Annotated in this window: 13 protein-coding genes; 12 read left to right on the top strand and 1 reads right to left on the bottom strand. The window is 58.4% G+C overall.

What is annotated here, in order from left to right; translation table 11 throughout:
• Positions 1-2: 2 nt before the first annotated feature.
• The 10 genes from AC50YL_RS18850 (at position 3) to cyoD (ending at position 12,805) form a co-directional block, all read left to right on the top strand.
• Complete coding sequence (locus tag AC50YL_RS18850) at positions 3-1,502, top strand: sensor histidine kinase (protein ID WP_494833847.1); 1,500 nt, start codon at positions 3-5, stop codon at positions 1,500-1,502.
• On the top strand, positions 1,480-2,166 hold the full coding sequence (locus AC50YL_RS18855) for a response regulator transcription factor (protein ID WP_494833848.1): 687 nt from the start codon (positions 1,480-1,482) through the stop codon (positions 2,164-2,166). Before AC50YL_RS18850 ends, AC50YL_RS18855 begins: the two co-directional genes overlap by 23 nt.
• A gap of 280 nt (positions 2,167-2,446) precedes the next feature.
• Positions 2,447-4,519, top strand: a complete 2,073-nt coding sequence (locus AC50YL_RS18860) for a serine hydrolase domain-containing protein (protein WP_494833849.1) — start codon at positions 2,447-2,449, stop codon at positions 4,517-4,519.
• A 187-nt stretch (positions 4,520-4,706) separates the two neighbouring features.
• Entirely contained in the window at positions 4,707-5,522 is an 816-nt protein-coding gene (locus AC50YL_RS18865) for a DUF2935 domain-containing protein (protein WP_494833850.1), read from the top strand.
• 373 nt (positions 5,523-5,895) lie between these two features.
• Positions 5,896-7,005, top strand: a complete 1,110-nt coding sequence (locus tag AC50YL_RS18870) for a betaine/proline/choline family ABC transporter ATP-binding protein (protein WP_494833852.1) — start codon at positions 5,896-5,898, stop codon at positions 7,003-7,005.
• Positions 7,006-7,018: 13 nt separating this feature from the next.
• Positions 7,019-8,578, top strand: coding sequence for a glycine betaine ABC transporter substrate-binding protein (locus AC50YL_RS18875; RefSeq protein ID WP_494833854.1), 1,560 nt, complete (start codon positions 7,019-7,021; stop codon positions 8,576-8,578).
• A gap of 343 nt (positions 8,579-8,921) precedes the next feature.
• A complete protein-coding gene (gene cyoA, locus AC50YL_RS18880; RefSeq protein ID WP_494833855.1) occupies positions 8,922-9,872 on the top strand; it encodes a ubiquinol oxidase subunit II in 951 nt (316 codons plus the stop codon).
• Positions 9,873-9,898: 26 nt separating this feature from the next.
• Positions 9,899-11,884, top strand: coding sequence for a cbb3-type cytochrome c oxidase subunit I (locus AC50YL_RS18885; RefSeq protein WP_494833856.1), 1,986 nt, complete (start codon positions 9,899-9,901; stop codon positions 11,882-11,884).
• A complete protein-coding gene (cyoC, locus tag AC50YL_RS18890) occupies positions 11,881-12,477 on the top strand; it encodes a cytochrome o ubiquinol oxidase subunit III (RefSeq protein ID WP_494833858.1) in 597 nt (198 codons plus the stop codon). The genes AC50YL_RS18885 and cyoC overlap by 4 nt, the downstream gene beginning before the upstream one ends.
• A gap of 1 nt (position 12,478) precedes the next feature.
• On the top strand, positions 12,479-12,805 hold the full coding sequence (gene cyoD, locus AC50YL_RS18895) for a cytochrome o ubiquinol oxidase subunit IV (RefSeq protein ID WP_494833860.1): 327 nt from the start codon (positions 12,479-12,481) through the stop codon (positions 12,803-12,805).
• A gap of 58 nt (positions 12,806-12,863) precedes the next feature.
• Here cyoD and AC50YL_RS18900 read toward each other — a convergent pair whose 3' ends face one another.
• Complete coding sequence (locus AC50YL_RS18900; RefSeq protein ID WP_494833861.1) at positions 12,864-13,934, bottom strand: ABC transporter substrate-binding protein; 1,071 nt, start codon at positions 13,932-13,934, stop codon at positions 12,864-12,866.
• 186 nt (positions 13,935-14,120) lie between these two features.
• On the opposite strand from AC50YL_RS18900, the gene AC50YL_RS18905 reads away from it, so the two are divergent.
• Both AC50YL_RS18905 and AC50YL_RS18910 read left to right on the top strand, forming a co-directional pair.
• Positions 14,121-16,064, top strand: a complete 1,944-nt coding sequence (locus AC50YL_RS18905) for a sensor histidine kinase (RefSeq protein ID WP_494833863.1) — start codon at positions 14,121-14,123, stop codon at positions 16,062-16,064.
• On the top strand, positions 16,039-17,589 hold the full coding sequence (locus AC50YL_RS18910) for a response regulator transcription factor (RefSeq protein WP_494833864.1): 1,551 nt from the start codon (positions 16,039-16,041) through the stop codon (positions 17,587-17,589). The genes AC50YL_RS18905 and AC50YL_RS18910 overlap by 26 nt, the downstream gene beginning before the upstream one ends.
• The last annotated feature ends 137 nt before the right edge of the window (positions 17,590-17,726 follow it).

The following is a 17,726-nucleotide window of genomic DNA, read 5'->3' on the forward strand; positions in this document are numbered from 1 at the left end:
CTATGTCGATCCGGATTCGGCTGTTGTTATCTTATCTGGCTATGCTGATCGTGCCGTTGGCGCTGCTCGGCATATCCGTCGTCATCATCGGCTTCGCCGTGTTCGGCGACCTGCGCTCCGTCTTCCCCTTGGATACCAATAACAAGAACATCGTCGCGGCGATTCTGACCGAAGAGGCGGATATCGCCGCCGACATCCGTTTGCGGATTAGCGGGAATCCGGATTCCCTGCGGGACGAGACACTGATGCAAGCCTATAGCGACAGGCTGGGCAAGCTCAATATGGGACTGGTCGCCCGGATCGGCGATCGGGAGGTTTTCGCGTCTCCCAAATTTCAGGGAACGGACATCGCGGCGGAGCTGCCTGCTTACGGCACCGCGCAAGAACACGGGAGAGACATGGCGGCCGGACACAAACGGGACTGGATCCTGACCCGGCAATACGACATTGCCTTCGCGGACGGCTCCAAAGGGACCTACTACGTTCTGATGAACCTCGATTTCGTGGGCTTCCTCTTCGCCAAGTTTTTCAAGCTGTTCTTTATCGTGCTGCTCGCCGTGCTGGTCGTGATCAACGGCATTCTGACGTATTTCGTTTCCCGCAGCATCATTCGGCCGCTCCGGGCGCTCAAACGCGCCGCCGGCGAGATCAAGGAGGGCAACCTGAGCCATCCGGTGACGCCGGAATCCCGGGACGAGATCGGACAACTGGCCGCTGCGTTCGAAGAGATGCGCCTTCGGCTGCAGGATTCGGTCGGCGTGCAGCTGCAGTACGAGGATAACCGGAAGAACCTGATCTCGAATATCTCGCATGATTTGAAGACGCCCGTGACCGCCATCAAGGGCTACGTGGAAGGCATCATGGACGGGGTGACGGACACGCCGGAGAAGCTGGACCGCTATCTGCAAACCATTCATGCCAAGACTGTCCAGCTGGACCGGATGATCGACGAGCTGTTCATGTTCTCGAAGCTGGATCTGAAGCGGCTTCCGTTTCATTTCGAAGCGGTGGAGCTTCGTTCGTTCCTCCAGGATTGCACCGACGAGCTGCAGATGGACGTCGAGAAGCGCGGCATGAAGCTGATCTACGAAGCCTCCGGACTGCTGGAGCGAGCGCCGGTCACGGCGGACCGCGACAAGCTGAAGCGGGTGCTCGTGAACGTCATCGAGAACGCGGTCAAGTACATGGACAAGGAAGACGGCCGGATCTGGCTTGCGCTGAACGACGAAGACGACGTGTACCGGATCGTGATCAAGGATAACGGACCCGGCATTCCGGCGGACGCGTTGCCGCATATCTTCGATCGGTTCTACCGGGCGGACCCGGCGCGGAACGCCAATACCGGCGGCAGCGGACTGGGGCTTGCGATCGCGGCGCATATCGTGGAAGAGCACGGCGGCACGATCAAGGCGGCCAGCGAGCCCGGCATCGGCACGGTCATCATGATTTCCATGAAGAAACTCGAAGGAGGCGACGGGCGTGAAGCGCATCTTGATCATTGAAGACGATACCAGCATCGCGGAGCTGGAACGGGATTACCTCACGATCCATCAGTACGAGGTGCATATCGAATCGAGCGGGGACAAAGGGCTGCGGCAGGCGCTCGAAGGCCGGTACGATCTGATCATCCTCGATCTGATGCTGCCGATGGTCGACGGGTTCGAGATCTGCCGCACGCTGCGCGGCACGCTGGATATCCCGATCCTGATGGTATCCGCGAAGAAGGAAGACATCGATAAGATCCGCGGGCTGGGTCTCGGCGCGGACGATTATATCATCAAGCCGTTCAGTCCGAGCGAGCTGGTCGCCCGCGTGAAAGCCCATCTGGCGCGCTTCGAGCGGCTGTCGGGCGGCGGCCAGAAGCGCGAGGAGATCCGCATCCGCGGTCTGCTGATCGACAAGGCGGCCCGACGGGTATTCGTCAACGACAAGGAAGTCGCCTTCACGACGAAGGAATTCGATCTCCTCGCCCACCTCGCCGCGAATCCGAACCGGGTGTTCAGCAAGGAGCAATTGTTCGAGCAGCTGTGGGGCATGGATTCGATGGGCGACATCGCCACCGTCACGGTCCATATCCGCAAGATCCGGGAGAAAATCGAGGTCGATCCTTCGAATTCCCAATATATCGATACGATCTGGGGCGCCGGCTATCGATTCAAAGTGTAGGCGCAAGCAAAATTAAATAGGGATCGCGAAGGACGTAACCCGGGCTTAGGCGCGGGAATGTCCTTTTTTTGTTGGACAGAATGAAGCCTATCTGCAAAGGATGACAGATTACGGATCGAAATAAAGATTTACGGCCTGTTTATGCCTATTTACAGCCTATAGAAATAAAGGAATCTTTTAGGCGGCAATCTCGTATTACTAGAGACTCTGTCCAAGCGAATGCTTTCAAAGGAGGATGGTAGATTCGGGGAGCATCGCAAAACTATTCTAGGAGGTTCGCATGCGAAAAAGAAGATTCTGGATGCCCATGGCCGCGCTTGCGGTAACGATGCTTGTTCCGACGGGAGCGATGGCCGCCGGCCAAACCGATACGGCGACGGCCTACGAGGCCACGCGGAAAGCCGCGACGGAGAAAGCCGCGCTGCTCACGGGAACCTACAATACGACCAGCGTTCAGTATGCGCTGATCGATCAAGGACGCATCGTCGTCTCCGGCGAATCCGGCCGCAACGACGAACAGGGGCTCAAGCCGCTTACGGAGAAGACGATGTACGGCATCGGGTCGACGAGCAAGATGTTCATCGCGGCAGCCGTGATGAAGCTGGCGGACGAAGGCAAGATCGACCTGGACACGCCGGTCGTCCAGTACATGCCGAATTTCACGATGAAGGACGAGCGGTATAAGCTGATCACGCCGCGCATGCTGCTGAATCATTCTTCGGGATTGTACGGGTCGACGTTCGTCAACGCTTTTCTATTCGAAGACAACGATACGTACGCCCACGATACGCTGCTGACGCAGCTGGCGAATCAGAAGCTGAAGGCAGATCCGGGCGCCTACTCGGTATACAGCAACGACGGGTTCACGTTAGCCGAGCTGTTGGTGGAGAAGGTCAGCGGCTTGGACTTCACGACCTATATGCACCGCAATTTTACGGAGCCGCTCGGCATGGACGATACGATGACGCCGCTGGATCCGATCGATACCTCGCGGATGGCGGGACTTTATTATCCTGCTTATAAGGGGCAATTGCCGAACGAGTCGGTCAATGTCATCGGAACCGGCGGCATCTATTCGACGGCGGAGGACTTGGCCCGCTTCTCGCAAATCTTCACCGGTCAAGCCGAAGGCATCCTCTCCGACAACGCGCTGACCGCCATGGAGCAAGAAGAATACAAGCGCGGGATGTGGCCCGACGAAGCGGATACGTCCGTCAATTACGGGCTGGGTTGGGACAGCGTCAACCTGTTCCCGTTCGGCGATTACGGCACGCAAGCGTTGACGAAGGGCGGAGACACGATTCTCTACCACGCCTCGCTCGTCGTGCTTCGCGAGTATAACATGGCGGCTGCCGTGCTCTCTTCGGGCGGCTCCAGCACGACGGACCAACTGCTGGCCAACGAGATCCTGCTGAGCGCGCTCAAGGAGAAGGGCGCCATTGCCGAGATCAAGCCCGAGAAATCGTTCGGCGCGCCGGTCAAAGCGGGGATGCCCGCGGAATTGATGAACGCATCGGGCATCTACGGCGCAACGAACCAATTGATCAAGGTAGACATCGGCAGCGAAGGCGGCTTGACGCTTTCCTCGGTGCAAGCGCCCGAAGCTCCGCCCGAGACATACGCATACACGGCGGACGGTTCGTTCATGAGCGCGGACGGGAACGCCAAGCTGGACTTCGTGAAAGAAGATAACGGCCGTACTTACTTGCGGCTCCGGGCTTACGCCTCGCTGCCGGGACTTGGCCAAACGGCCTTGTCGCAATACTCGGCGGAGAAACTGGAGGCGAACGATCTGCCGGCCGAGACGGCTGCAGCCTGGAAGGAACGAGACGGCAAGAAGTACTTCTTGGTCAACGAGAAGTACTCGTCGCTCGCGTACTTGCTGCTGCCGACGCTCAAGATCAACTTGTTCGCGGATGCGCCCGGCTATGTGCTGGATCAGAAAATAACCGGTCCGGACGCCTCGGCCGGCGATCTGCAAATTCCGACGATGGCGGGCCGGGATACGCAGGCGTATAGCTTCTTTAAGGAAGACGGCATCGAGTACCTGACCTCTTCCGGCAGCATTTACGAAAGCGAAGAGGCCGTGAAGCCGATCTACCCGGGCAAAAAATCGACGGCGACGATCCCGGCGAGCGGTCTGGCCAAATGGTACACGGTATCCGAGAAATCCGTAGGCAAGACCATGCAGGTGAAGCTGCCGGCCAACAGCTCGTTCGCGGTGTACGACGCACAGGGGAACTGCGTGAATTTCAGCATCATCAGCGGCAATCATACATTCGTACTGCCCGAGAACGGCGCTGTCGCGTTCGCCGGCGACGCCGGATCGAAGATGGCGATCGCCATTCAATAGGCAGGAAATAACGGAAGGGAGATCGTCTCGCACAGACGATCTCCCTTTTTTGCGCGTTGACCAGCTGTACGTACCGCTTGATCCGTTCGTCCGCTCATGGCGTTCGCTCGACAGCAGGCGGGGAATATTGACCAAACATGATGACATAGGATGGAAGGAGAGCGATACGAGGGAGGCTTGCGGCCTAATGTCGAACGAGTTCGTCGCGCGTTCTTTGGAAGAGGTGCGATTTTGGTCACGCATCATGAAAGAGCATTCGTTGTTCCTGCGCTTAGGGTTTCGCTGCGAAGATACGCAGCTGATTAACGAGGCCAACGGCTTTTATGCGGTTTTCGAAAAGATCGAAAACCAAGCAAACGCCTACACGATGGACGCGGATCCCGGCGCGATCAGACGATTCAATGAAGAAGTGCACAATGCCGTTTCGCATATTTGGGTGTTCAAACGAAAAGTGCTCGGCTTAATCCTGACATGCCAGCTTCCAGGGGCCAATAACTTTCCCTTATTGGTCGATCACGTCAGCAGGGAAGCCAATTATTTCCGAAACCGGTTGGCCGAGTTGAATGCGGGGAGGCTGGAGCCGCTGCCCGACGCCATCATCGACGAGAACGTGTTTTTCTTGCGGATCATGGCCGATCACGCCAAATTCATCAGCCATCTGCTCGATCCGTCCGAGCGCAAGCTGGTCGAACAAGCCAATAACTTCGGTCAGGAATTCGATCAGCTGTTATTCCAGGCGAAGGATCTGGAGTCCATGCGCCCGCAATCGCAGACCCGGCCCTTGCTTGGCCAGTTTCTCGATCAGAACCGCGTATCGGTGAAGTCGCTCCGCGATTTCAAGAAAACGGCGCGCGACCTGATCGAAGCCTGCCGCATCAAGAGCATCATACATCCGTTGTTGGCGGATCACGTCTTCCGCGAAGCCGAGCATTTCTTGTTCATTATCGATATGTTCGAACAGAGCCTGACAGGGAAATCCAAGCCGCACGGCCAACATGCTTGAGCAACGAGGCGAGCGGGGAGCAGCCGTTCCGACGCGTGCCTGAATTGTTCCGATGGGCTGCCGGCAATCAAAGGAATCATTTCTTGCGAATAGACGCGAAAGCAAGCCAAACGGTACCAAGCTAGCGGTCGGCGGTGAACGAGGAGCGGTTGCCCGGTGCAACGGTTCCTTTTTGCGTTTTCCAGTCGAATGACGATAGAACCTGAATCAAGCGCGAAGGTCAGGGCGGTGAGGCGGTAAGGGCGGTGAAAGCGGCCCTGCTGCTCGTAATCCGTGACGCATTCCGCATCGCCTACATTAGAATCGGCATGTTGGGCATGATAAGCGTAAAGTTTGCCAATGCGCGAAAAAAGCGGAAACGGAGGTGTCTGCCTTGATACAGTTCAACGATGTCGTGAAAAAATACAAGGATGGCCCGGCGGCGCTGAAAGGCATCAATCTGGAAATCAAAAACGGCGAGCTGGTCACGCTGATCGGCCCGAGCGGCTGCGGCAAGACGACGACCATGAAGATGATCAACCGGCTCGTCGAGCCCTCCTCCGGCACGATTTTGGTCGACGGGCAGGACATTTCGAAGATCAATCCGATCGAGCTCCGGCGAAATATCGGCTACGTGATCCAGCATATCGGCCTCTTCCCGCATATGAAGATCAAGGATAACGTGGAGATCGTGCCGAAGCTGAAGAAAATGGACAAGCGCGCCTATGAACGTCGAACCGACGAGTTGATGGATATGGTCGGACTCGATCCGAGCAGCTACAAGAACCGTTATCCGGCGGAGCTCAGCGGCGGCCAGCAGCAGCGCATCGGCGTCATCCGCGCGATGGCGGCGGAGCCGTCCATCATCCTGATGGACGAGCCGTTCAGCGCGCTTGATCCGATCAGCCGGGAGCAGCTGCAGGACGAGCTGATCCGCCTGCAGGAGGAAGTGCGGAAGACGATCGTGTTCGTCTCCCACGACATGGACGAGGCGTTGAAGATCGCCGACCGGATCGTCCTCATGCAGAACGGGGAGATCGTCCAGGCGGATACGCCCGAGCGCATCATTCGGCGCCCGCGGAACGATTTCGTCCGTACCTTTATCGGCGAAGAACGCTTGAACCAGTCGGAGAAGCTGGCGGTCGAAGACGTGATGCTGCCTAATCCGGTGACCGTTCATCTGGGGAGAGGCATGGCTTACGGCGCGAAGCTGATGCGCAAGCACCGCGTCAACGGGCTGCTGGTCATCGATAAGAACCGGGTGCTGAAGGGCATCGTCACGAAGGAGATACTGGAAGAGCAGTTCAGGCAGGAGGATCTGATCCTGCAGGATATCATGATCGCCGATGTTCACGCCGTTCCCGTCGGGACCGGCGTCGCCGAAGCCGTGGACATCATGAAGCAGCACGGCATAAACAACCTGCCGGTCGTGACCCGCGAGGGACAAGTGGCGGGGTTGGTCACGAATTCAAGCTTGATCGATGCTTTGTTGAAACAGCTCTGATGCGGAGGCAGCCATGAATCTTTGGGACGTATTGATCAATCGGAAGGACGATATCCTTCGCGCAACGTTGGAACATATCCAGATCTCGCTCATCGCGCTCATCATCGCGATCGTCATCTCGATCCCCGTCGGCCTGCTGCTGACTCGGATGCCGAGACTGGCTGCGCCGGTCATCGGCATCGCCTCTTTATTCCAGACGATCCCGAGCCTGGCCTTGCTCGGTTTCATGATTCCGTTGCTCGGGATCGGCTTCACCCCGGCCATCGTGGCCTTGACGGTGTACGCCCTGCTCCCGATTCTCCGCAACACGTATACGGGGATCATGAACGTCGAGAAGCCGATCAAGGAAGCCGGCATCGGCATGGGCATGACGAGCTTCCAGGTGATGTGGAAGGTGGAGCTGCCGCTGGCGCTGAACGTCATCATGGCCGGCATCCGCACGGCGACGGTCATGATCATCGGCGTCGCCACGCTCGCTTCGCTGATCGGCGCGGGCGGACTCGGCGACCTGATTTTTCGCGGCATTTCCACCGTCAACACGGAGCTGATCCTGGCCGGCACGATTCCGGCCGCGCTCATGGCGCTGCTGTTCGATTACTTGCTTGGGCGGATGGAGAAGGCGCTGACGCCCCGCGGAGTCCGGCCGAGATCGCGGAAGCCGAAGTTCGTCAGAGGCCTGGAAATCGGACTTGGCGCGCTGCTGGTCTTGGCGGTGGCAGCCGGCTTGGTGTCCCGGCTCGGGCAGGGCGGCGGCGCCGACTCCGTCGTCGTGGGCGGCAAAAACTTCACGGAGCAGGATATTCTGGTCCATATCATGTCGTCCCTGATCGAGGCGAAGACCGACTTGAAGGTCGTTCGCAAAACGTATCTGGGCGGCTCGGAGGTTACCCACAGCGCGCTCCTCGGCGGGGATATCGACCTGTATCCGGAATACACGGGCACCGGTTGGACGGCGGTGCTGAAGGAAAAGCCGGTCGGCGGGGATCCGCAGCTAACGTATGACAAGGTGAAAAAGGCCTATGAGCAGCAATTCAACGTGACGTGGCTGAAGCCGCTCGGTTTCAATAATACCTACACGCTGGCGATGCGGAGCGACCAGGCGCAGAAGCTCGGCGTCTCGACCTTCTCCGAGCTGGCGGGACGGGCGTCAGGGCTGGTGCTTGGCGCGACGCATGAATTTCTCGAGCGGCCCGACGGGTATCAAGGGCTGCAAGCCGCGTACGGCATCAGGTTCAAGGAGACGAAGGGACTTGACCCGGGGATCACGTATGCCGCCGTAAGAGACGGCAAAGTCGACGTCAACGACGCCTTCTCGACGGACGGCCGCATCCCGGCCTTTCATCTGAAGGTGCTGGCGGACGACAAGCGGTATTTTCCTCCCTACTACGCCGCGCCGATCATCCGCATGGATACCTTGCAGGCGCATCCGGAGCTGGAGCAGACGCTCGATCTGCTCGCGGGCAAGCTGGACGAGAAGGCGATGTCCGAACTCAATGCCAAGGTGGACCTGGAAGGACAACAGGCGCGCGACGTGGCGGAGAAGTGGCTGAAAGCGGAAGGACTGCTGCCATGAAGCCCTGCGGCGGACGGGAAGGAAGCGACGGGCGTGCAGGAGCCGCGTAGGCGGACGGGCTATGATCGGAATAACATAAAGCATCGGATTTTATCGGTCTCGCGATAAAAATCCGATGCTTTTTTCGTTATCGACGAAGTTCGTCCCGGCACGATCGGCCGCAGCCGAATTTGTCGAATTCGTGTTCAAATCGTTGCGAATTCTTGAACATGGTCCGTAGATTTGGACGGCAATTGGCTGGTGACACCCTGGCGTCGCTGATTTAGAGTGGGACCTGGGGATAAGCAGACCGCGATATAGCGGCGGATAAAGGCAAGCAGGATGAAACAAGGAGTTGAAAAAAATGAAAGTCGTATTCAAATCGCTGCGATGGTTGTCGTCGCTGTCCATGCTGGCGGCACTGCTGCTCGTCTCCACCGCATGCTCCAACATCGACGTCCTCGATCCGAAAGGGCCGATCGCGGAACGGCAGCGGGATCTCATGGTCCTCTCGACCGTGCTTTGCGCCGTTGTCATTGTCCCGGTCCTCGTTCTGACGGCCGTTATTATTTGGCGTTATCGGGACAAAGCCGGCAGAAAAGCTTCCTATGCGCCGAATTGGGCGCACAGCGCCAAGCTGGAAGCCATCTGGTGGGGCGTTCCGATTCTCGTTATTCTGGCGATTGCGGTCATTACCGTCCGGGCCACCTACGCGCTCGAGCCGTCCAAGCCGCTCGAATCCGGGGTCAAACCGCTGACCGTCCAGGTGACCTCGCTAAACTGGAAATGGCTGTTCCAATACCCGGAGCAGGGAATCGCCGCCGTGAACGAATTGAAGATTCCGCGTGGCGTTCCGGTCCGCTTCGAGATCACGGCCGACTCTCCGATGAACTCTTTCTGGATACCCCAGCTTGGCGGTCAAATCTACGCCATGTCCGGGATGGCCATGACGCTTTATTTGCAAGCGGACGAACTGGGGAACTTTTCGGGCTCGGGCGCCAATTATACCGGCACCGACTTCGCGAAAATGGATTTCGACGTGGAGGCCGTGACGCGGACGCAATTCGATCGCTGGGTGGATGAAGTCAAGACGGATTCGGCGCCGCTTACGATGGCGGGCTACGAGCAGCTCGCCAAACCCGCCGCGTCGCGGGCGATGACGTTCTCCTCCTTTCCCGAAGGGCTGTTCGAAATGACCGTGAACAAGTACGGAACATCCCACTCGCATGCCGACAACATGGGCAACCAGGATGGCATGGACATGCAGGACGGCAAAGGCGAGCATGACATGCAGGGCATGCACATGGGCAACTAGAAATTGAGGCAAGGAGAAATGCAATTATGATGGAGTCTGTCAAAAGCTTCGCTTCCGGTTTTTTCGTAACGGGAGACCCTATGATCTACGGCGCGGACGTTTCCATCGGAGCGACGCTGCTGGCCGTGGTATTCGTCCTGACTTATTATAAACGATGGCGCTGGCTATGGCGGGAATGGCTGACGACGGTCGATCATAAAAAGGTCGGCATCCTGTACATCATTTCGGCCTTTCTGATGCTGTTCCGGGGCGGGGTGGACGCCATCCTGATGCGGGCGCAGCTGGCGGTGCCGGAGCTCCAATTCTTGCAGCCCGATCATTACAACGAGATATTCACCACGCATGGCGTCATCATGATTCTGTTCATGGCCATGCCGTTCATGTTCGGGCTGTTTAACGTGGCGGTTCCGCTTCAGCTCGGGGCGCGGGACGTCGCGTACCCGTTCTTGAACGCGCTAAGCTTCTGGCTGTTCTTCGCCGGCGCCATGCTGTTCAACCTGAGTTTTGTAATCGGCGGTTCGCCTGACGCGGGATGGCTCGCCTATCCGCCCTACTCGGAGACGATGTACACTCCGGGCGTCGGACAGGATTTCTATATCTGGGGGATCCAGATTTCCGGGATCGGCAGCCTGATGACCGGCATCAACTTTATCGTCACCATTCTGAAAATGCGCGCGCCCGGCATGAAGCTGATGAAGATGCCGATGTTCTCGTGGTCGGTGCTCTCCAGCTGCATCGCGATTATTTTCTCGTTCCCGATATTGACGGCGACGCTGGCGCTGCTCTTCCTGGACCGGTACGCCGGCGCGCATTTCTTCACGCTGGACGGCGGGGGCAATCCGATGATGTACATCAACTTGATCTGGATGTGGGGGCACCCCGAGGTGTATATTATCGTGCTGCCGGCCTTCGGGATCTTCTCCGAAGTGGTGGCGACCTTCTCCCGCAAGAAGCTGTTCGGGTATAAATCGATGGTGTACGCCATGATGATCATCAGTCTCTTATCGTTTCTGGTGTGGGCGCATCATTTCTTTACGATGGGTTCCGGCGCGGACGTGAACGCCTTCTTCGCATTAACCACCATGGTGATCGCCATTCCGACCGGGGTCAAGATATTCAATTGGCTGTTCACCATGTTCCGGGGCAAGATCACGTTCGAAACGCCGATGCTGTGGACCGTCGGGTTTATTCCCTGCTTCGTGGTCGGCGGCATGACCGGGGTGCTGCTGTCGGTGGCTCCCGCGGACTTTCAGTACCATAACAGCTACTTCCTGATCGCGCATTTCCATCAGGTGATCATCGGCGGCGTCGTGTTCGGCTACTTTGCCGGCTTGTACTATTGGTGGCCGAAGCTGTTCGGCTTCAAGCTGAACGAACGCATCGGCAAATGGGCTTTCTGGTTTTGGAACATCGGTTTCTACGTCTGCTTCATGCCGCAATACGTGCTCGGGCTGATGGGCATGACGCGGCGGCTCGCCACGTACGGGTGGGACAAAGGCTGGTGGGAGCTGAATCTGGTCTCGACGATCGGCGCCGGACTCATGGGCATCGCGTTCTTGTTCCAGGTGTGGCAGATCGTCCATGGCGTCAAACATCACAGGCGCAACCTCGACACGACGGGAGACCCGTGGAACGGACGCACGCTGGAGTGGTCGATTCCGTCGCCGGCGCCGCTTTACAACTTTGCCGTGCTTCCGCAAGTATCGGAACAGGACGAATGGTGGGAGGAGAAGCAGCGCAGGGAGCAAGGCCGTTCCGACGCTGCCGCCGCCCCGAAGCTGGCGCCGATTCATATGCCGAGAAATTCCGGCATTCCGATCTTGATCGCGGGCTTCTGGTTTCTGGCCGGATTCGGTTTCGTGTTTCATTGGTTATGGCTCATCATACCGGGGTTAGCGGGCGTTGCCGCGTGCATGCTCGTCCATTCGTTTAACTACGATACCGACTACGACATCCCTGTCGAAGAAATCATGCAGACCGAAGCGTCCATAAAGGAGGTGACCGGCCCATGAATGCGACCAACCTGACGGAATCCCACGATCACCCGGATACGGAAGAGATGCGCGTGTTCGGCTTTTGGATTTACCTCATGACGGATATTATGATTTTCGGCACGTTTTTCGCCGCGTATCTCGTGCTGAGAAACAGCACCGGCAACGGTCCGGGTCCAGCCGATTTATTCGAATTGGGCGGCGTGATCGCCAGTACGTTTATTTTGCTCGTCAGCAGCTATACGTGCGGATTGGCGGTGCTGGCGATGCAGCAAGGAAAGCGGCGGGCGCTGATCGGATGGCTCGGCATCACGGCTTTGCTGGGAGCCGCGTTCATCGGCTTGGAAATCAAGGAGTTTGCCCAATTTGCGAGCGAAGGCGCAACGATCGGCACCAGCGCGTTTCTATCCGCCTTCTATACCTTGGTAGGAACGCACGGCATCCACGTGACGATCGGATTGGTCTGGATGGTCGCCTTGATGATGCAGCTGGCGAAGAAGGGGATTACCCCCGTCACGAAGCGAAAAGTCCAGATCGTCAGCCTGTTCTGGCACTTTCTGGACGTCGTTTGGATTTTCGTATTTACCGTTGTCTATTTAATGGGGGTGAACTAGGATGGCGCATCGGGAAGCGGCGCATCTCCAGGAAGAAGCGCATGGATCCTTTCGTTCGTATACGCTCGGCTTCCTGTGTTCCATCGTCCTGACCGTCATCCCGGCGGCCATCGTCATGGGAGGCTGGCTGGAAGGGAATGCGAAAATCGCGGCGTTGATGGCGGCCGGCGTCTTGCAACTGCTCGTGCAGCTCTTGTTCTTCATGCATCTGCGGGAAGAGAAGAAGCCGCGCTATAAATTGCTTGCCCTGCTGCTCGGGCTGGTGATCCTGATCGTGATCGTGGCCGGATCGATGTGGATCATGATGTACAACAAGGTGGCAATGTGAGCAAGAAGAGCCAAGGTCCCCCGGCGGGGAATCTTGGCTCTTCTTGGCATGCGGCCGTTTATTTCGCTTCCAGCAGCGTCTGGGTCAGGGTATCGATCTGGCCGAGAACGGAGACCGGATCGAAGTAGAAATACGTTTTGTAATCGAGCGGAATCAGATGGCCCTGCTTGACGGCGGGCAGGCTTTTCCATACGCTGCTTTCGGTCAGCGCTTTCAGCTGCGCTTCCGTCGTCTCGGTGTACGTGGAGAGGAAGATATAGTCCGCATTCGCGATCTCGCCAAGTTTCTCCATGGAAATCTCCTGATATTGCACGCCGTTGTCGATGACGTTCTTCTGCACCCAATCCGGCGCTTTGAATCGAAGAGCGTTGTAGATGACTTCGCCGCCGCGCCCGTAGTTGTCGCCCATGACCGCGAGCGTCTTGCCGTCGGCTTCGAGCAGCACGGCCGTCATGCCCGGCTTCACCTTGTCCTTCAGCCTTTCACGGGCCTGCTCGGCCTTGCTGCCGTACTCCGCTTCCCAGGCTTCCGCCTCCTTGGTGCGGTTCATCAGCGTCCCGAATTGCTTGACTTCGTCATGGATGTTCTTGATGGAGTCGTACGCGATGAACATCGTCGGCGCGATCTTGGCGAGATTGTCGTATTCTTCGGAGAGCGTATCGTTGATGAGGATGAGATCGGGCTTTAGCGCCAATACCTTCTCGGCGGAGGCCGGCGAGCCGATGTCGGCGATCGAAGCTTCCTGCTTCGTCAGGAAAGGGCTGCCCATCCACCATTCCTTGCTGCCGCCGACCGGCTGAATGCCGAGCGCCAGCAGCGTGCCGGAGTAGTAACCGGCGACGATCCGCTGCGGGTTGGCCGGAATCTCGATCTCGCCTTTGGCGGTCTTGACGGTGCGGGTGGCGGCAGCGTCCGCTTGGCCGGCATCGGCGCCGTCGGAACCGTTCGAAGCTTCGTTTGCCGATTTATCGGCGTCATTCGCGGGTTGCGGCGTATTGGCCGCATTCGCCGCGGAGGACGTCGGAGCATCGGTGTTCGCATTGCCGGCGCAGGCGCTGACGACGGTCATGACGGAGAGCAGCGAGACGGCAAGGATGGTGCAGCGGGCGGTGCGGTCGAATAAACGCATGAGTCAAATCCCCTTTGATATTGAGAATCATTATTGATTGAATGATAACAATTATCATTGCGGAAGTCCAGAATATCATGGTAAAGCAAAATCGCGGCATGCATCGTCTCCATGTCGTGCGGCGGGGCTGTACGTGGGCGCGAAGTCGCGATGCCGATAGACCCGAACAGGGAGGATAGTTCGATCGTGTCGCGAATATACCAAAGTAGCCGCGGCACGAAGCACGCAGCCCGGACGGCAGCGGGGAAGCTAACGGAATCGATGGAGGTATCCGAGATGGACAACATGCCGCGTTGGAAGGATTATCTGCTGAAAACGAAGATGTTCCTCGCGTTCTCCGCGGCGTCCCTGTTTATCGTCGCGCTGACATGCCTGATTTTTTACCATCGAAATGTAAGCGATTTCAGAACACAAACGGTCGCGCTGTCGGACACGATCACCCGTCAGTTCAGCCGCACCTTCGAGCTGTACGTCCAGGACATCGAGAAGCTGTCCGTCTCCATTATCGGCGATCCCGTCATCCAGCAAAGCCTCATCGACCATTACAAGTCCACCGACGACGTGGAACAAAACCGGATCGAGCTCCAGGTCAACAACCGCTTGTTCACGCATCTTCAGCCGCGTCCGCAGCTTCAGAGCATCTATATCTTCTCGCTGGACGATTTCGCGTATTACGTCTCCAAGGCGAACGGACCCAAAACGAGCTTCAACCTGCAGAACGAATCGTGGTACGCGGACCGGGACGCCGTCGTGCGGAACAAATTCCTGCTCCTGCCCGTTGCCGAGGAAGAGACGGGCGGCGGCCGCAAAGCCCAGGTGATCTCTTTCGTCCGCAATATCAACCGGATCCCTTTCCGCGAAGTATCCGCTTATATGAAGATCAACATCAACGTCAACATCCTCAAGAACATGCTCGTCAATTCCGACTCCAACGAAGTGGAGCGGAACATGCGGGTGTTCATCGCGACGGACGACGGCAGTATCGTCTACGACGGCCGAAGCGAGCTGACGGGGCGCATGGACGCGGGTCTGGCGCTGTCCGCGTTCGGTCAGCCGGGACGTTCCGGCGACCTGGTCTGGCTGGGCCGTCACTATCTGTACACGCTGGAGAAATCGGCGTACACGAAGTGGAATACGGTCATCCTCATCCCGAACGAATTCCTGCTCTCGAAGCAAAAGAAGGCGCAGTACATCCTGCTGCTCGTCGGCATGCTTGCCATGCTGCTCATCGCCGCCGTCTCGTATCTGCTGTCGCATCAGATCACGCTGCCGCTACGTTCCATGATGACGAAGATGTCGCGCGTCGAGCTCGGCGACCTGAGCCAGCGCATGACCGTCGAGGGACGGGATGAAATCGGCCGCCTGAGCCGAATCTACAACAGCATGCTGGACAGCATTACCCGGCTCATCTCCGAGGTGTACGAGTCGAAGCTGGCGGAGAAGAACGCGCAATTGTCGGCGCTGCAGGCGCAGATCAATCCGCATTTCCTCTATAATACGCTGAACATCATGAAGTCCATCAGCCGCATCCGTGGCATCGAGGAGGTCGCGGAGATGTCGGAGTCGCTGGCCGAGTTGTTCCAGTACAGCATGAAGAACCTGCAGCATCCCGTGCCGCTGCGGGACGAGCTGGACCATATCCGGAATTACATGAACATTCAACAGCATCGGTTCAGCAATCGGTTCGAGCTGTTCATCGACGTCCCGGACGAGCTGCTGGACGCGTCCGTGCTGAAGCTGACGATCCAGCCGCTCGTCGAGAATGCCGTCATCCACGGGCTCGGCAAAGTAAAGGCGGGCGGATGCATCGGGATTCGCGCGAGTCGGCGGGGGCCGGCGCTGATCGTGGAGGTATCCGACAACGGAGCCGGCATGGACGGAAACCGGCTGCACGAGCTGCGGTACGCGCTTCGGCATTCCGGCCGGCCGGGCGAACGCCGGGAGGAGACGCACGGCATCGGACTCCGGAACATCGGGCAGCGGATTCAACTGCTGTACGGAGAAGATTGCGGCATCGAGCTCGCCGGCAATCCGGGAGGGGGCTTGACGGTGCGGCTGGCCTTCCCGTACCGGCGGCATGATCATGAGGAAGGAGGGACGGACGATGAATATCTACCTCGTCGAGGATGAGCGGTGGGCGCTCGCGGAGCTGGTCGAATTGTTCAAGCGTTATCAGCCCGCGCATCGCGTGCATGCGTTCGACAACGGGGAGGACGCGCTGCATGCCGCGGCGACGGATCCTCCGCAGCTGGTGCTGACCGATATCAACATGCCGGGCATGGACGGACTGGAGCTGATCGAGGAGCTGATCGCCCGGTATTCCGACGTGAAAGGCATCGTGCTGAGCGTGCACGATCAGTTCGCGTACGCCCAGCGCGGCATGAAGCTCGGCGTGATCGACTATTTGCTGAAGCCGGTCAAGAAAGACGTGCTTTACAAGGCGATCGACAAAGCGATTCAAGGCATCGCGGACGACGGCAGGAGCAAGGACGACCGCGCCAATTGGTCGCTCATGCAGCAGCTGATCGCCGCCGAAGCGCCGGATGCAGGGGCGGCCGCGCCGCTGGCGTATCGGCGCTGCGGGCTGGCGCTGCTTCAGATCGACAACAAGCCCTGCCCGGCCGGCCCCGGCGACGACGCATGCGCGGGTAGCCGCGCAGCCGCGCTGAAGTCGCATTTCCGTCATCCCCGCCTGCGGGGACAAGAGCTTCGCTGCCTCACGATCGACGCGAAACGCAAGGTATTCCTGGCGCCCGTACCGGACGACTGTCTGGCGGAGGCTTTCCGATCCGGCCTGTCGGCGATGCACGGGAGCTTACTGCGCGAAGGGATGCAGGCGCATATCGCTTACGTCTTCAAGGAGGAACAGGAGCGTCTGAATCATAGCTACGAAGGGCTGCTTAGACGCTTCGAGGCTCAGGTGTTGTTCGGACAATCCACATGGATCGAGCCGCCGGTCCGGAACGAGAAGATCCGGCAGCCCGACCTCGCCTCCGTGTGGGAGAAGGTCCGCGTCCTGCAGACGCATCTCAAGCAGGGGGACGTGCGGAAGGGTAGGGAGACGATCCGGAAGATCGGCGACGAGCTCCGCATGAAAGCCGTGACCATGAAGCAGCTGACGCTGTTCGTGAACGATCTCTTCTACTCGCTGAAATACAACCTCGAGGCCTCGGCGCGCAGCGAGATCAACATGAGCAAGCTGCAGGAAGACATCGGCATCGTGAACGAGTTCGCGACCTACGAGCAGTTGACCGGCTGGTTGGCCGATCGGGCGTTCTCCCTCGTCGGCGAGCGCGAGCCGAACGACCAGAATCCGAAGGGTCTCGTCCCCGTGCTGATGAGTTGGATTCATGCGAATTATTCGCATGCCCTGTCGCTGCAGCAGTTCGCGTCCGACAATCACGTCAGCTTGGGCTATCTGTCGCGATTGTTCAAGTCCCAGACCGGACTCACGTTCTCCGAGTATGTAATCCGCTACCGCATCGCCAAGGCGAAGGAGCTGCTCGACGAAGGCGACGCGCGGTTGTCCGACGTATGCAGCCTGGTCGGGTACGAGGACGCGAAGCATTTCAGCGAACTGTTCAAAAAATTCGTCGGCGAGCGGCCCCATGCGTACGCGAAGCGAAAAAAGGAAAATTCACCCCCTCCTTTCTGACAAATGCGCAGGTGTTCGGTCAAGAAGGTTCCTTCTACAATGATGGTATAGGGAACCCGGGCCCTTGGCGGTAAACTCGACATGCAAGCGCATACATCCATTCGATCGCGAAGTCGTGGGGTCAAAGCGAAGCGGTT

This window comes from Paenibacillus sp. J22P277 (assembly GCF_059383675.1).

Coding starts and splice junctions, on each gene's coding strand:
- AC50YL_RS18885 (WP_494833856.1), top strand. CDS start 9,899: ATGATGGAGTCTGTCAAAAGCTTCGCTTCCGGTTTTTTCGTAACGGGA.
- AC50YL_RS18850 (WP_494833847.1), top strand. CDS start 3: ATGTCGATCCGGATTCGGCTGTTGTTATCTTATCTGGCTATGCTGATC.
- AC50YL_RS18900 (WP_494833861.1), bottom strand. CDS start 13,934: ATGCGTTTATTCGACCGCACCGCCCGCTGCACCATCCTTGCCGTCTCG.
- AC50YL_RS18875 (WP_494833854.1), top strand. CDS start 7,019: ATGAATCTTTGGGACGTATTGATCAATCGGAAGGACGATATCCTTCGC.
- cyoD (WP_494833860.1), top strand. CDS start 12,479: ATGGCGCATCGGGAAGCGGCGCATCTCCAGGAAGAAGCGCATGGATCC.
- AC50YL_RS18910 (WP_494833864.1), top strand. CDS start 16,039: ATGAATATCTACCTCGTCGAGGATGAGCGGTGGGCGCTCGCGGAGCTG.
- cyoC (WP_494833858.1), top strand. CDS start 11,881: ATGAATGCGACCAACCTGACGGAATCCCACGATCACCCGGATACGGAA.
- AC50YL_RS18865 (WP_494833850.1), top strand. CDS start 4,707: ATGTCGAACGAGTTCGTCGCGCGTTCTTTGGAAGAGGTGCGATTTTGG.
- cyoA (WP_494833855.1), top strand. CDS start 8,922: ATGAAAGTCGTATTCAAATCGCTGCGATGGTTGTCGTCGCTGTCCATG.
- AC50YL_RS18860 (WP_494833849.1), top strand. CDS start 2,447: ATGCGAAAAAGAAGATTCTGGATGCCCATGGCCGCGCTTGCGGTAACG.